We start from the raw sequence: 15052 nt of genomic DNA on the forward strand, positions 1-15052 counted from the left end.
AGCGTCCCGCCAATGCCAATAGTTCTGTAGGGTGCAATAAGCGCAGCGCATTGCACCGCAGAACTCCGCATACGTTCGGCGCAATGCCCGTTGGTTATTGCGCCCTACGGGATTTGCCGGCAAGCCGCGCAGTGCGTTGTAGGAAACGCAACAATCGCGCTCCGACGTGCTCGCCGAGGCTTGCCGCTGCATGCATTGCCGGCAGGCCCGGAACTTGCTGTGAGGGCTGTACCCCCTCACTACAGAACAAATGAGATGACTCCAGAACTACGTGAAAAGCTCTTGTCAGGTCTCGGCAACGGCAGCATCGTTCCCTATCTTGGCCCCGGCGTGCTGGCCGACGTGATCAACGCCGCCAGCGGCGCACCGATTCCCGCCGACAGCGACTCGCTGATCCTGGCAATGAACGGCGACAAGCCGATGGCGCCCAAGCTGATGTACGAATTCCCGCGTGCGGCGATGAACGTCGAACTCAAACGCGGCCGCAATGCGGTGAGCAAATTCCTCAGCCGCACTTACGGTGAGACCGTCTGGACGCGCGCAGCGGTGCACGACTGGCTCAAGAGGATCTGCCCGCCCTACGTGATCGACATCAACCGCGATACACAACTGCAGGATTCGTACGCCGAGCTGCCGCACAATCTGATCGTCGGCATCGCTCGCCTGGGTGGCAGCGATTTCCGCTACAGGCTCTATGCTTACGACGGCGTCGCCTATCACTGCAGAGAGACGATCGACCCGGCGCTGCCGATCCTCTTCAAGCCGATGGGGACACCGAAACCCGAGCCAAGCTACATTGCGTCGGATGCCGACTACGTCGATTACATCACCGAACTGATGGGTGGCTTTGCCATCCCGCCGGCCGTCAAGGCACTACGCAAGGGCAAGCGCTACCTGCTGCTCGGCCTCCGTCTGAACCGCGATACCGAACGGATGGTGATGGCCGATCTCCTTCATGCCGCCGCCGAGCCGGCTGGCTGGGTGCTGATTGAGCAGCCCAGCGAAAAGGAGCGCCGCTTCTGCCGCAAGGTCGGGCTGGAACTGGTCGAGGCCGATGTCTTCGACCTGATCGACGCGGGCCGGGTGTCTCAGGCGATGCCGGCCTGACTCAGGATGACCAGCGCCGCGGCCTGATCGGCGCAGCGCTGGCGTATTTGCGGGTCGAGGGCTTTCTGCCAACGCGCCGGAATGGCTTCCAGGCCGTAACGTGCTCCGGCGAGCATGCCGGCGATGGCGCCGGTGGTGTCTGCGTCGCCGCCCCGGTTGACGACGTCGGTCAGGCAATCCTCGAAACCACTGCTGGCGAACAAGGCCTGCAGTACGGCCTGCAGGGTTTCGACGACGTAGCCGCTCGGGTTCTCGCGGCGCTTGCGGTCGAAGGCGAACAGCGGCTGGTCGCCGACCAGCGCTGCGGCGCGCTGCTGGAGCGCTGCTGACACGTCTTGCCCGGCCAGACAGTCCTGCACCATGAAAATCAGTGTCTCGCAGGCGGCGTCCGACAGCGCGTTGTGGTGCGTGACGTGCGCCTGCGCGCGGCTGGCGGAAATCGTCTTCGCCGCTGGCTGACCGTAACAGGCCAGCGCCACCGGTAGTGTGCGCATCGCGGCGCCGTTGCCGGCATCGTGTTCGCAGGCGACGGCTTCCGGATCGCCGGTGCGGCGGAACTGGATCAGGTTGCGGCGAACGGTATTGCCGATGTCGATCGGCTTGGCGCGCATCCAGGCGTCGAAGGCGTCGGCGGCGGCTTGGGCGTCGACGCCACCGCTGGCGACGATCGCGTCGCCGAGAGCCAGCGACATCGTTGTGTCGTCGGTGACCTGGCCGGCCTTCAGGCGCAACCAGCCGCCGCCGTTGAGCTCACGGTGGACACCGTGCTGGTGGCGAATCTCGTTCGGGGTGAGGAATTCGACGCTGGCCCCGAGGGCGTCGCCTATCGCCAGACCGAGGTAGGCGGCGGTCGCCCTGTCGAGCAGGGGAGAAGCACGCGCCGCTTGGGTGCTGCGCCGGCGCTTTTCTTCAACGCCGTTGATCAGTTCTCGGGCCCGAAGCATTTCGTGTAGTCCCTGCATTCGCCACACGACGGTGCGGGACAGATGTAGATACCGTCGCGCGAGCAGAACTGCCGGTAGAGGAATTTCTTCCACTTCATGTCGCTCGTGTTGGCGCGGGCGAGTTCGGGAAAATTCATCCGCATCAGAGCGCTCAGTTCATCGCGCGCCGCCAGGCCCAGGTCCTGCCAGAGATGGTCGCGGCCGGCACAGGCGGTGGCGACCATCTCGGCGATCCACGGTTCCGAAGGTCGCTTGCCGGCGGCGTGGTCGATGAGCAGTTTGTGCAGGTCGCTCCATTCCGGAAGTTCGTCAACCGGACGGCCCGGCGCGCCACCGGCAAAACCGGGGAAATACTCGTCGATCAGGCGCCGATAGCCGTCCGTGCCGAGGCCGAGGTCTGCCGGAAGGCAACCGATCCCGTTCGCCTGGCTGGCGATGATTCTGGCGAACAGGAAACGGTTAAGGTCATCGGCTGCGGCGGCGGTCGCCGGCCTGGCCAGCAGGTCGGCAAGCCGTATCCCCGGCCAGGCCTGACGATCCGGAGCGTTCATCCTGGAGACCTCTGCTGATCACACGAGAGCCCTTCGACACGCCCGCTGCGCGGGCTGCTCAGGGCGAACGGAAGCTCACCCGTTGGGTGAGCCGAAAAAATCCCGTTCGTGCTGAGCCTGTCGAAGCATGAACCGGATTTTCCCCCGCCAACCGAGGCTTTTAGGTTCATCAGCGGCTGCCTATTTGCTCGGGTACTCGACGAGGACGTCTTCGTCGCGAACGATCATCTGGCAGGCCAGGCGCCACTGGGTCGGCGGGATGTCGTCGACGTACATCTTTTCGGTCTCGGCCTTGGTGATATGGCCGAGTTCTGAGAGCGCCGCCACTTCGCGGACGTTGAGCGGACCGCCCATCGGACGGCGCTTGCCGTCGACCGATGAGACCTTGACCAGGCAGGTGCCGCAGTTGCCTTCCTGACAACCGAAGTCGATCGGGATGTGATGTTCCTTGGCCAGCGCGAGGATGCTCTGCGTGTGGCTACCGGCGACGGCATAGACCGTCTTGTCCTTGTGCAAGGGGCTGCTGAAAGTGATGAGGGCCATTTGCTGCTTTCTCCTGTAGGGCGGGTTGGTTCGAGTTTCCGGGGGTGATTGGATGAGTGGCTGACTGACTGCGTTCAGGCCGGCATGACGACGATCTCGCCGCCGAGAATCTGCGCCTGGCAGGCCAGCCGGTGCCGGCGCGGAGCCATGTTGTCCTTGAGCACCTGATCTTCGAGAATGCTCGGCGGGGCGAAATTCTCGGCACCGGAAATGATCTTGGTCAGGCAGGTGCAGCATTCGCCTTCGCGACAGCCGTAGACGATGCCGGCGCCGACTTTTTCCGAGACTTCGATCAGCCGGGTGCCGGCGGGAACGGTGACCGAAACGTCGATGTCCTGAAAGGTGACTTTGGCTCTTGGCATGTTTTTCTTCCCAGGTGTTGGTTCGGATCAGGCGAGGATCGCCATGTCCAGTTCGCGGTGCTCGCTTTGGCCGGTCAGATGACGGGCCAGGCTCTCGCCCAGATGGCAGCATTGTTCGAGTTCGCCGGTGTCCGGCACCAGTTTGATGCGCAGGCCGTCGACCGGTACGCGCAGCTTGAGGCCTCGCAGGCGGTCCTCGATCAGACGCACCGCTTCGCCGCTCCAGCCGTACGAGCCGAAAGCCGCACCCAGCTTGCCCTTGACGTTGACGCTGGTCAGCGACGAGAGCAGGTCCCAGATTGGCTTGACGGCGTCGGCGTTGATCGTCGGGCTGCCGAAGGCGAGGCCGTCGGCTTCCTCGACGAGGTCGGTGAATATGTCGGAATCGCCGCCTTCGAGGTCGTAGAGCGAGACGCGCACTCCGGCGATGCGCTCGGCACCGGCGGCGATCGCCTCGGCCATGCGCCGCGTGTTGCCGTAGGCCGAGAGATAGAAGACGAGCAGTGTCTTCTCGCTGCGCGCCTCGTTGAACAGACGCGGCGTAGCCAGTTCGCGGTAGCGGTGCAGGTACTCGCGTGGCAGGTGGCGCAGGATCGGGCCGTGCGCCGGGGCGATCAGATTGAGGGCTAGCGGTTCGATCAGCGCCACTGCGTCGAGCACGTAGGCGCGGAAGGGGCGCATGATGTGCGCGTAGTAGTACTCGAACGAGAAGCGGAAATCGCCGACGCGGTCGTTGAACAGGCGCGTATCGCAGAAATGGCAGCCGAAGATGTCGCCGGTAAACAGGATGCCGTCTTCCTCGATATAGGTGCACTGGGTATCCGGCCAGTGCAGGTAGGGCGTGTGCAGGAAGGACAGCGTGCGGCCGCCAAGGTCCACGCTGTCGCCGGTGGTCACCGGGATGTACGCTGGCGGCTTCTCGCCGCTCGGTTTGAGCAGCGCTTTCAACATCATCTGCGCGCGCGTGGACAGATAGACCCTGGCCCGCGGCGCGCGGCGCAGCAGTTCGGGCAGTGCACCGCTGTGGTCAGGTTCGAGATGGTTCAGCACGATGGTCGTGATTTCGTCGTAGCTGGCCACCGACTCCAGTCGCCGAAAGAAATCGTCGGAAAAATTTTCCTTGACCGTGTCGATGACCGCGACGCCGTTCTCTCCGCGCACGACATAGGCGTTGTAGCTGGTGCCGTTGGCCGTCTTCAGGATGATGTCGAAGCTGCGCAGATGCGGGTCGAGGGCGCCCACCCAATGGACGCCCGGCGCGATTTCGACGGCGTCGTCAGTGATGGCTGCTGCGCCCATGGCCATCAGGCAGCCCCTTTCCACAGACCGAACTCGACCAGCCTGGCGACCGGGATTCCGGTCAGCGAACCCGGCGGGTTCAGATAGACGCCCAACTCATCGACGATCGCCGCCTCGATCGGGCAGATCGCTGCGCACTGCGGTTCGGCATGGTCGCCGAGGCATTCGGTGCATTTGCGCTCGTCGATCAGGAAATGCGGGTCGGCGAGAGCGATGGCGTCATTGGGGCAGACATCGGCACAGGCCCAGCAATTCAGGCAGGCGTCGGTGATTTGCAGCGCCATGATCAGGCCGCCTTTCTCGACGGAGCCGGATCGGCAAGCTTGCCGCTCGCCGCCATCTCCTGATAGACGGCCATCACCGCGTCTTCGATCGGCTCCATCGCGTGCTCGCCGTTGGGCACGATGCCGCTGGCTTCGAGCTTGCCCCACGGCTCGAATCCGATCCGCGAACAGAGCACGACCTCGCAACCGGAGAGAGCGGCGATCGTCTTGTCGAGGACCGATTCCTGCGCCGCATCGCCCTCGCCGCAGGTCTCGATACCGGCGCAGTAGAGGTCCGTCTTGCGGTGGCCGATGAAACGCACGCCGGTGGGCGAAGCTTCGTAGACCAGGAACTCGCGCGCATGGCCGAAATGCTCGGCGACGACGCCGTTCTTGCCCGCCACGGCCATCAGTACCGGCCGCAGGGTGGGCCGAGGCGCGGCCGGCATCTCGTCGGCGACCGCACCCAGGACGGGTGGCATGGGTGGAATGCGCCTCGCCTCGCGCTGCTGATCGAGCTGGTCGATGATCGCGTCGTGTACTTCCTTGCGGCGGACCATCGCGCTTTCGTAGTCGATTTCGGCCAGCGTCAAGGCGTCGATCCTGTCCATCGTGAATTCCGCGCCACGGTCCTCGCCGAGTATACCGACCGCGTCGGCACGACACTGGCGGCAATGGCGCATCATCGCCATGTCGCCGGCGCAGGCGTCCTGCAGCTCCTGCAACTGCGCCGCAGTCGGGCTCGCTTGCCCCATCAGGCCGTAGTAGGTGCCGTGCTCGGCTTCGGCGATCAGCGGCATCACGTTGTGCAGGAAAGCGCCCTTGGCCTTGACGACCTTCGAGACCTCCTTGAGGTGCTGGTCGTTGACGCCTGGAATCAGCACCGAATTCACCTTCACCAGAATGCCGCGCGCGGTCAGCATCTCGAGGCCTTTCTGCTGCTGTTCGATCAGGATGCGGGCGGCTTCGACGCCGCGCACTCGCCGGTTCTGCCAGAAGATCCACGGGTAGATCATGGCGCCGACTTCCGGGTCGACGCAGTTGATGGTGATCGTCACGTGGTCGATGTTGTGCCTGGCGATTTCGTCGACGTACATCGGCAGCTTGAGGCCATTGGTCGACAGGCAGAGCTTGATGTCGGGGGCACGTTCCGAGAGTTGCCGGAAGATTTCGAAAGTCCGAGCGGGGTTGGCCAGTGGATCTCCCGGTCCGGCGACGCCGAGCACGCTCATCTGCGGAATCGCTGCGGCCACGGCCAGCACCTTCCTGATCGCCTGATCTGGCGACAGCAGTTCGGAAACGACGCCCGGACGTGACTCGTTGGCGCAGTCGTATTTGCGGTTGCAGTAGTTGCACTGGATGTTGCACGCCGGGGCTACCGCCACATGCATGCGGGCGAAGTAATGGTGCGCTTCTTCCGAATAGCAGGGGTGGTCCTGCACCCTGGCACGGATGTCGTCCGGCAGGTGACCCAGGGCATCCGGCGCCGTGCCGCAGCCGCTGGTAGAGCAGCCGCCGCCGGCGGCAGTGTTGGCGATAACGGGCAGTTCCACAATCCACGCTCCTCGAATGCTGTCGCTACTCTTCAGCAATCGCTGTGCCAGATCGTAAGTGTTGAAAAAACAATCCCCTGGAGACTCCTGGCAGCGGCGCTTGTCGGGCCCTTGTCGCAAAGCCGACAGGCTCACCAGCGAATATGACTCGCCGACTTGCGCACAAGCTGATCGGCTACCAGAATAAAAACGTGCCATTTATCGATTGAATTACCATGAGCGAACTGACCATGACAAAAAATGGCAGAGTAGTCATACCCAAGGCGATGCGTGACCAGCTTGGCCTGCACGAAGGCGACGAAATGATTGCCGAGATTGAAGACGCAACCAATCTGGCCGAACTGATCAGCAAAGTCATCGAGCGCGGTCTGCCCGCCAGTGAAGTACCGATTCTGGTCAGTTCACTCAACGTCGAAATCATTCCGCTGACCCAGGAGCAGGCTGAACTTGCTGGCATCCTGCGCCAGCCCACCCGACAACTGGGTCTATCGCTCGGCGACCGGGCCTGTCTGGCGCTGGCCAAGACACTGGGCGGCAGAGCCATTACCGCCGACCGCCCCCGGCAGGCGCTTGACCTTGGCATCGCCATCGAATGCATCCGACCGGAAAACAACGCATGACCAACCGTGGCATTCACGTCCTCCTGGGCGCTTTAAACTCTCGGAAACAGGCGCCGTGTCGGTGGTTTGGGCAGGTGGCTGGGGAGCGGTTTGAACCGCTTGTCGGGCCCTTCGAAGCGCACGCTGGGATCAAGTGAGAAGCCGCGACCGCGTGCTCTCAAACTTCCGTCGCCGTCAGGCAATCCACCAAACTCGCGGCAAAGCCGGACAACAACTCCCTTTTCTTCACACACACCTTGAGGTCGCGCTCTGCCCACGCTTCCTGGAGTTACAGCGTCTCGGTGCCATTCGATTTGCCGCGCTGGCGATCACCGTCGCGACCGTCGCCACGACGGCCCTTCTATTCGTTCAATTCACCAGCAGGCGAGAGTGATGCCGTGACAGCATGCCGCCGGCCAGCGTCCTCGCCTTGAACCCGTTCTGCAGCAGCGCGCGTGTGGCGTAATAGGCGCGCTGGCCGGAGCGGCATATGACCAGGATCTCGCGCTCGCGGGGAAGCTCATCGAGCCGCGCCCGGAGCTGGCCGAGCGGGATGTTGAGCGCGCCCGGCACGCTCTCCACGGCGAGTTCAGCGGGTTCGCGCACGTCGAGGAGAAACGCGTTATCGGCGGCGTCCCAATGACTCATGGGCATGTCGCCGCAGAGGATATCCGCAGCGACCATGCCCGCGAAGTTGATCGGATCCTTCGCACTTCCGAACTGCGGCGCGTAGCACAGTTCGGCTTCTTCGAGGTCATGGATCGTGGCGCCCATCTGGAGCGCCATGGCGAGTGCGCTGATCCGCTTGTCTACGCCATCCTCGCCGAGCGCCTGTGCGCCGAGGAAACGTCCGTCGGATTTCCGGAAGAGCACTTTCAGCGCAATCGGCCGCGCACCCGGGTAGTAGCCCGCGTGCGAATTCGGGTAGAGGTAAATCTTTTCATGATCGCTGTCGCCAAGCCGTTTGAGCGTCTTTTCGCTGGCGCCGACCCAGGCGGCGGCCGCGCCGAACAGCCCGATGATCGCGGTGCCCTGGGTGCCGCGGAAGCGGGACTGGCGCCCGGCAATGACATCGGCGGCGATGCGGCCCTGTCGGTTGGCCGGCCCGGCGAGCGCGATGAGACTCCACTCGCCGGTCACGTAATCCCTGACTTCGACCGCGTCGCCGACGGCGAAGATGTCCGGGTTGCTGGTGCGCATCTGCTCGTCGACGCGAATTCCACCGCGTTCGCCGATCTCGAGGCCGGCAGTCTTTGCCAGTGCCGTATCCGGACGCACGCCGAGCGCAAGGATCACGATGTCGGCCGGATGCGCCTTGCCCGATTTGGTCAGCACCTCGAGTGCGCCGTTCGCGGCGTGCTGGAATCCGGCCACCCCGTCATTGAGCGCCAGGCCGATGCCGTGCCGCTCCACATAGCTTTCCACGATGCGCGCCATTTCCCGATCGAGCGGCGCCAGGATCTGGTCGAGCATCTCGACGAGAGTTACGTCGAACCCTCGATGTACGAGGTTCTCCGCCGTTTCGAGGCCGATGAATCCGCCGCCGAGGACCACCGCGCGGATCTTCGGCCGGACCGTCTGGAAGCCCGAGTATTTGTCCATCCCGGAGAGGAACAGGGAACCGCGTTCGATCCACTCGCGGATCGCCCGCGCATCGGGCACGGTGCGCACCTGGAAGATTCCGGGCAGGTCGATTCCCGGCAAGGGCGGGCGGACCGACAACGCGCCCGGCGACAGCACGAGCTTGTCGTAGGGCTCGCTCGTCACCTCGCCAGTTTCCACATTGCGCAACTCGATGGTTTTCGTGTCCGGCGCCACCCGGATGGCTTCGCAATTCGTTCTGACATCGACATTGAACTGCAGCCGGAAGGTGTCTGCTGTCGCCACCAGGAGACTCGATTCCTTCTCGATCACGCCGCCAACATGGTAGGGAAGCCCGCAATTTGCGTACGAGACGTACGGCCCTCGTTCGACCATGAGGATTTCCGCGTTTTCGTCCAACCTGCGGAGCCGTGCTGCGCACGAGGCACCACCAGCCACGCCACCGACGATGACGACCTTGGTTCTTGCACTCTGGCTCTTTGCTTCCATGACGGTCTCCTGATGATCAATTCATCCTTGCCAGGCGGGTACCCAGCAGCGCATTCATGGATTCTAAGCCCAGAAATCGCCTGTGCTTACACAAACGGGTCGTCAGCCGCATTTCAGTGCTTACACCCTCAGAATCGGCAAGGAACGTTGCCCAGTAGGCCTCGAGTCCTGCACCCTGGCGCGAGTATCTTCCGGCAGGTGGCCCAGGGCCAGCCGGTACCGTGTCGCACCCGCTTCAGGCGAGGAGCGCCACGGCCTTGATCTGCGCCCGCAGCGCAAGCCCGGGACGAATTTACAGCCGGTCAGCCGAACGGCGGGTAATCCGGGCGAGAAGCGGCTCGCCGGCGACATCGAGACGGACGAGGACGTGGCCCGGCGTGACGGTCGACGCCAGTTCGACGACGGTGGCCTCAGCGCTGTTGAGAATACTGGTGTGTAGCTGCGGCACCAGGGCCAGGCTGACATCGCGCGCATGGATGCGACAGCGCAGCAGGGTGCCGATCGCCATGCGCTGGCGCTCGCCGCCGGAGAACTGGCCGGGCGAGCGGTCGAGCAAGTGTTCGATGCCGAGCAGTTCGGCGACCTTGGGCAAGGCGAAGTGGCGCTCGCTGCTCGCCGAATCGCATGTTGCCGCGCACCGAGAGGTGGGGGAAGATGCTCGCTTGCTGAAAGACCACCCGCAGTGCGCACCGGTGCGGCGGCACGAAAAGGCCTTTTGCCTCGTCCTGCCGGACCTCGTCGCCCATCGCAACGTAACCGTCGGAAGCCCCCTCGAGTCCCTCCATGAAGCGCAGGCGGGTGCTCTTTCCCGAGCCGGAATGACCGAAGAGGCCGGTGATGCCGCGACCCGGCAGCGTCAGCTCGACCTCGAGCGTGAACTCGCGACGATCGATGCCGAAGCGAGCGTGGATCTCCGGGCTCATGGTATTCGGAGAAAGTTCGCTGTTCGGCCAGAGCTAACGATCGATAGCAACGTCGTCAGGGCGCCAATGTCCGCCTGGCGGCTGCAGGCATCAACGAGTACGTTCGGCCAGTTGCTGCCGGTGAGACCCGCCGCACAATTTGCCTGAAAGCTGCCGTTCATTCGGCCTGGCGGGCGGGCGTTGATGCACCGCAAGTCTGGGCGAAGATAGACAAAGCAGGATAAACTGCGGTTCCGTGCGGTATGAAATTATGGGAGAAAAGTATGAAGATGAATTCGTTGGGATGGGCACTCGGCATAGCGGTCATCACGAGTGCGCTGCTTGGCTGCGGGCAAAAGGCCGATACCGCTGTCGAGAAGGCAGCGATCGAGGCGAAAGACAAGGTGGTGGCTGACGCGAAGGCCGCCGAGGCGCTGGTCAAGGAAAAGGAGGCGCAGGAGACCGGCATTGAGGCGTACATGTACGCCTATCCGCTGGTCACCATGGATTTGACGAGGCGCGTTTCGACGAATGTGGTGGCACCGGAAGGCAGCAAGGCTCCGATGACCCAATTCGCCAAGTTGCGCGGCTATCCGGCGGTCGATGACCATACCGTGACTGCGCCGAACGCGGACACGCTGTACACCGTTATTTGGCTGGATGTCTCCAAGGAGCCGTGGATCATCAGCGCGCCCGACATGAAAGGTCGCTACTTCCTGCTGCCGATGCTGGACGGCTGGACGACTGTTTTTGCTGACCCCGGCAAGCGCACTACAGGCACTGCCGCGCAACAGTTCGCGATCACCGGGCCGGGTTGGACGGGAACGCTTCCAGCCGGAGTCACCGAATACAAATCAGCGACCTCTATGGTGTGGCTGCTGGGCCGGATCTACTGCACTGGCACGCCGGACGACTACAAGGCGGTGCATGCGCTGCAGGACCAGATGACAGCCGTGCCACTTTCTTCCTTTGGCAAGCCGTACACGGCGGCACCGGGGAACGTCGATCCGAGCATCGACATGAAGACCTCGATTCGTGATCAGGTCAACGCCATGGACGCGGCCTCCTACTTCAAGCTGTTCGCACAACTGCTGAAGGCCAATCCTCCAGTGGCCGACGACGCGCCGATGGTCGCGAAGCTCGCCAAGATCGGCATCGTGCCGGGGCAGGATTTCGATGCGTCGAAGCTTGACCCGGCGGTTGCGAAAGGACTCGCGGCCGTTCCCAAGCCGGCGCAGGACAAGATCATGGTGTGGCTGAAAGAAGGTGTGGTCGCCGGCGACATGAAGCTCACGGACGGTTGGGCCTTCACGACCAAGACCGGGCTGTACGGCACGAGCTACCGGCAGCGGGCGCTGATCACGGCAATCGGCCTCGGTGCCAACCGCCCCCAAGATGCGGTCTACCCCACTTCCGAAGGGCCGGACATCGTCAAAAAGTACAGCGGCGCGAACAAGTACGTCCTGCATTTCAACAAGGGCGAGTTGCCGCCGGTCGACGGCTTCTGGTCGCTCACCATGTACGACGCCAACTACTTCTTCGTGCCGAATCCTATCAATCGTTACACGGTAAGCCAGCGCAACAAGCTCAAGCTCAACGCCGATGGGTCGGTCGATCTCTACGTCCAGAACGAGTCGCCCGGCAAGGATAAGGAGCAGAACTGGCTGCCTGCGCCGAAGGACGAATTCATCCTGATGATGCGGCTGTACTGGCCGAAGGAGAAGCCGCCATCCATCCTCGACGGCAGTTGGAGGATTCCGCCGGTCAAGGAAATTAGCTGACAGCAACGGGCACGAAGTACTGGCGAGGTGATGCGTGCGGAGACATCCGTTACCAGTTACTTGAATCAGTTACTTGACAGCCCGTCCCAGCAAGACCATCGTCGGTGCGGCCCACCAGCAGCTCACGCTCGCTTGGTGGGCGCAACGATCGGACTATGAGCTTGTTGTCTCAGGCGTCGTCTGGCAAGAGTGTACCGCCGGCGACCCGGAAGCAGCACGGAGACGACTTGCCGCACTCGATGGACTATCTGTGCTCGTCAGGAAAAGATCGCTGCCCATCTTGAACCCTGTTCCTCCCGATCATTTGCACACCAGAGGAGCTTCTAGGAGGAGGGGAAATCGATGAATGACGAAATCATTGCTGAAGTCCATGCCATCAAGGACGCGATTGGCTTGAAATATGCCGAAAATCTTGATGCTCTCTTCGAAGAATTGAAACGTGGCGAGGCCGAACTCAGAGCTGCAGGCGTAACGATTATTGCCCCTCCGCTCGATCCAGCATCTTTGCCCACCTCGGCACTGCAGCGGACTCGTTTCGCTCACCGCTGAAGTTGGGCGTTCAGCGTCATCTTTTCGAAACGGGCTTTTGCCGCTGTGGGTCGTCAGCCGCAATTCAGTGAAATCGGAAGCGCTCGCTCGTCGACGCGAAGCATCAACAACCCGTCGACGCCGGGAATCGCCGAATTGCCGTCATGTCATCGGTAGTCTTCAACGACTAATCCAACGGCCAAATGCGTTACTGGATGGGTTCAATTCAACCCAACCCATATTCCCCCTATCGCAACTCGTACCAGACGCCCCTGCCTGCGCCGTGCCGACCAAGGTGGCCTTGCTCCACCAGCGCCCGGAAATGCTGCTTGAGCGTGTTGCGATTTCCGCCGGTCAGTCGAATCGCATCGCCCATAGTGATGCGTCCATGCTCGCGGGCGAACTCGACGATCTGTAGCGATAGCTCTGGTAGCGAGGCCAATACCAGTTTCTCACGCTCGACCTTGCGATTGAGGCGGCGGACCTGCTCAGCGAGCGCGCGCAGGAAGAACATCAGCCACGGTTGCCAATTCGGCGCACTCGTGCGGATCGTGCCTTGTGTCTGCCGCAACGCCAGGTAGTAGGCCTCCTTGCTTTGCTCGACCACGCTTTCCAACGAGCTATAAGGCACGTAGGCATAGCCGGCCTGCAATAGCAACAAGGTTGTGAGAACACGGCTGAGCCGGCCGTTGCCGTCCTGGAATGGATGGATCTCGAGGAAGATCACGATCCAGATGCCGATCAGCAGCAAGGGGTGAAGCTGTGCCGCCTGACGCTCTGCGTTGAACCAGGTGATCGGTTCAGCCATTCTTGTTCGTCCCGGGTTGCGAAGGACTTGATCTGCAGATTGGACAGCAGGCGCTCGACCTCGCGATCGGACAAGCGGCTACCCTCGATGCGGGTGGAGGAACCGATGCTCTCGATGGTGGCGACCCGTCGCAGAGCGGATAGCCGATCCGGCGCCAGCGTACCGAGCGCACGCCAAGCACCCTTGAACTCATCGACTCCGGCGATGAGACTCAGGATTTCCGGGGTTATCTGAACGGCATTCGATGAGATCATGGGGACCAATAATACATCCATTTACACCCATTTTGACAGAGGTGCTTCAGAAGTATCGGCCGTCAATGGCAAGATTGAAATCAAGTTGAAAAACCCGGCCAGGAGTGCCAACCATGAAGCAGGCTTCGGCATGCTGAAAGCCAGCTCGACGTCGATCCGGATTTGCGCGGCTTCTCCTCACCAGCAACCTGCCGTCGGAATTCATCGCCGACTAGCAGGTGTGGTCCTGACCCTGGCGCGGATATCTTCCGGGCAGGTTGGCCCAGGGCCCAACGGCACCGTGTCGCACCCGCTTCAGGCGAGAAGTGCCACGGCCTTGATCTGCGCTTTCAGCGCAAGCCCGGGACGAATTTGCAGCTTGTCAGCCGAACGCCGGGTAATCCGGGCGAGCAGCGGCTCGCCGACGACATCTAGGCGGACCAGGACGTGGCCTGGCGTGACGGTCGACGCCAGTTCGACGACGGTCGCCTCGACGCTGTTGAGAATGCTGCTATGTACCTGCGGTACCAGGGCCAGGCTGACATCGCGGGCATGAATGCGGCAGCGGAGCAGGGTGCCGATCGGCTCGTCGCGGCGCGAGACGAGAATCTGGCCGCCGGGAAATTCGAGGCGGGTCAGGTCGTCTGCTTCCTGCGCGGCGAGGCGCGTCTCGATGACCACGCCGGCATCGTCGGCGAAAGCGGCCGGCAGGTCGATGCGGCTCAACACCTCCCTGAGCGGGCCGCTGGCAATGGCCTTCCCCTGATCGAGCAGCACCAGATGGTCGGCGAGTCGCGCCACTTCATCGGGCGAGTGGCTGACGTAGATGATCGGCAGCGACAGCTCGCGCTGCAGTCGTTCCAGATACGGCAGGATTTCGAGCTTGCGTTTCAGGTCGAGCGCCGCCAGTGGCTCGTCCATCAGCAGGATTTGCGGGGCTGCCAATATGGCGCGGGCGATCGTTACGCGCTGGCGCTCGCCGCCGGAAAGCTGGCCGGGCGAGCGGTCGAGCAATGGCGTGATGCCGAGCAAGGCGGCGACCTCTGCCAGGGCGAAGCGGCGCTCGCTGGTCGGCGCGCGCTGTTCGCCGAATTGCATATTCCTGCGTACCGAAAGATGGGCGAAGAGGCTGGCTTCCTGAAAGACCACCCCAAGTGCGCGCCGGTGCGGCGCTACGAAATGGCCCTGGCGACCGCTGGCCTCGTCCTGCCACACCTGGGTGCCGAACGCGAAGTAACCGCCAGGGGCTCGCTCCAGTCCGGCCATCGCGCGCAGGCAGGTGGTCTTGCCCGATCCTGAGTGGCCGAAAAGCACCGTGACGCCGCGTCCCGGCAGCGTCAGGTCGACGTCGAGCGTGAAGTCGCGACGTTCGATGCGCAAGCGAGCCTGGATTTCCCCAGCCCTGACGCATGACCCAGTCGAATTGGGCCCGTTTGCCGGTAACGCCTGCTTTGGCCGCCGAAGCGGTCAGATCGCGGGTAGCGGGCG

Annotated in this window: 14 protein-coding genes and 2 pseudogenes; 5 read left to right on the forward strand and 11 right to left on the reverse strand. The window is 63.0% G+C overall.

Translation table 11 applies throughout. The features are described 5' to 3' along the window. Positions 1-255: 255 nt before the first annotated feature. A complete protein-coding gene (locus tag ACCAA_RS14490; RefSeq protein WP_186407948.1) occupies positions 256-1107 on the forward strand; it encodes an SIR2 family protein in 852 nt (283 codons plus the stop codon). Here ACCAA_RS14490 and draG read toward each other — a convergent pair. From draG to nifB, 7 genes are all read right to left on the reverse strand, one after another. Then, positions 1089-2051 (reverse strand): ADP-ribosyl-[dinitrogen reductase] hydrolase, encoded by a 963-nt coding sequence (draG, locus tag ACCAA_RS14495; RefSeq protein ID WP_186407949.1) that lies wholly within the window; start codon positions 2049-2051, stop codon positions 1089-1091. The two genes, ACCAA_RS14490 and draG, sit on opposite strands and share 19 nt — an antisense overlap. Continuing rightward, positions 2030-2602: a nitrogen fixation protein NifQ gene (locus ACCAA_RS14500; RefSeq protein ID WP_186407950.1), complete on the reverse strand. Its 573-nt coding sequence runs from the start codon at positions 2600-2602 to the stop codon at positions 2030-2032. The genes draG and ACCAA_RS14500 overlap by 22 nt, the downstream gene beginning before the upstream one ends. Positions 2603-2782: 180 nt before the next feature. Then, positions 2783-3145 (reverse strand): 2Fe-2S iron-sulfur cluster-binding protein, encoded by a 363-nt coding sequence (locus ACCAA_RS14505; RefSeq protein ID WP_186407951.1) that lies wholly within the window; start codon positions 3143-3145, stop codon positions 2783-2785. Positions 3146-3219: 74 nt separating this feature from the next. After that, positions 3220-3507, reverse strand: coding sequence for a 2Fe-2S iron-sulfur cluster-binding protein (locus ACCAA_RS14510; protein ID WP_186407952.1), 288 nt, complete (start codon positions 3505-3507; stop codon positions 3220-3222). A gap of 27 nt (positions 3508-3534) precedes the next feature. Beyond that, positions 3535-4806 carry an FprA family A-type flavoprotein gene (locus tag ACCAA_RS14515; RefSeq protein WP_186407973.1) on the reverse strand — a complete coding sequence of 424 codons (1272 nt, stop codon included), beginning with the start codon at positions 4804-4806 and terminating at the stop codon, positions 3535-3537. Between the two features lie 5 nt (positions 4807-4811). Further along, positions 4812-5090, reverse strand: a complete 279-nt coding sequence (locus tag ACCAA_RS14520) for a 4Fe-4S binding protein (protein WP_186407953.1) — start codon at positions 5088-5090, stop codon at positions 4812-4814. Between the two features lie 2 nt (positions 5091-5092). Further along, complete coding sequence (gene nifB, locus ACCAA_RS14525) at positions 5093-6622, reverse strand: nitrogenase cofactor biosynthesis protein NifB (RefSeq protein ID WP_186407954.1); 1530 nt, start codon at positions 6620-6622, stop codon at positions 5093-5095. 215 nt (positions 6623-6837) lie between these two features. On the opposite strand from nifB, the gene ACCAA_RS14530 reads away from it, so the two are divergent. Continuing rightward, positions 6838-7242 carry an AbrB/MazE/SpoVT family DNA-binding domain-containing protein gene (locus ACCAA_RS14530; RefSeq protein ID WP_186407955.1) on the forward strand — a complete coding sequence of 135 codons (405 nt, stop codon included), beginning with the start codon at positions 6838-6840 and terminating at the stop codon, positions 7240-7242. 348 nt (positions 7243-7590) lie between these two features. On the opposite strand, the gene ACCAA_RS14535 is transcribed toward ACCAA_RS14530, so the two are convergent. Further along, positions 7591-9312, reverse strand: a complete 1722-nt coding sequence (locus ACCAA_RS14535; protein ID WP_186407956.1) for an FAD-dependent oxidoreductase — start codon at positions 9310-9312, stop codon at positions 7591-7593. 292 nt (positions 9313-9604) lie between these two features. Further along, a pseudogene (locus ACCAA_RS14540) lies at positions 9605-10235 on the reverse strand (ATP-binding cassette domain-containing protein). On the opposite strand from ACCAA_RS14540, the gene ACCAA_RS14545 reads away from it, so the two are divergent. The 3 genes from ACCAA_RS14545 to ACCAA_RS14555 all read left to right on the forward strand — a co-directional run bounded on the left by ACCAA_RS14545 (position 10131) and on the right by ACCAA_RS14555 (position 12544). Beyond that, a complete protein-coding gene (locus tag ACCAA_RS14545) occupies positions 10131-10382 on the forward strand; it encodes a hypothetical protein (RefSeq protein ID WP_186407975.1) in 252 nt (83 codons plus the stop codon). The pseudogene ACCAA_RS14540 and the gene ACCAA_RS14545 overlap by 105 nt on opposite strands. Positions 10383-10504: 122 nt before the next feature. After that, positions 10505-11995: a DUF1254 domain-containing protein gene (locus ACCAA_RS14550; protein WP_425394487.1), complete on the forward strand. Its 1491-nt coding sequence runs from the start codon at positions 10505-10507 to the stop codon at positions 11993-11995. A 342-nt stretch (positions 11996-12337) separates the two neighbouring features. After that, positions 12338-12544 (forward strand): hypothetical protein, encoded by a 207-nt coding sequence (locus tag ACCAA_RS14555; protein ID WP_186407958.1) that lies wholly within the window; start codon positions 12338-12340, stop codon positions 12542-12544. A 226-nt stretch (positions 12545-12770) separates the two neighbouring features. On the opposite strand, the pseudogene ACCAA_RS14560 reads toward ACCAA_RS14555, so the two are convergent. After that, positions 12771-13585: pseudogene (locus ACCAA_RS14560) on the reverse strand (Fic family protein). Positions 13586-13879: 294 nt separating this feature from the next. Continuing rightward, positions 13880-14944, reverse strand: coding sequence for a molybdenum ABC transporter ATP-binding protein (modC, locus tag ACCAA_RS14565; protein ID WP_342674060.1), 1065 nt, complete (start codon positions 14942-14944; stop codon positions 13880-13882). Between the last annotated feature and the right edge of the window lie 108 nt (positions 14945-15052).

The organism is Candidatus Accumulibacter aalborgensis (assembly GCF_900089955.1).
In the GTDB taxonomy this organism is placed as follows: Bacteria; Pseudomonadota; Gammaproteobacteria; order Burkholderiales; family Rhodocyclaceae; genus Accumulibacter; species Accumulibacter aalborgensis.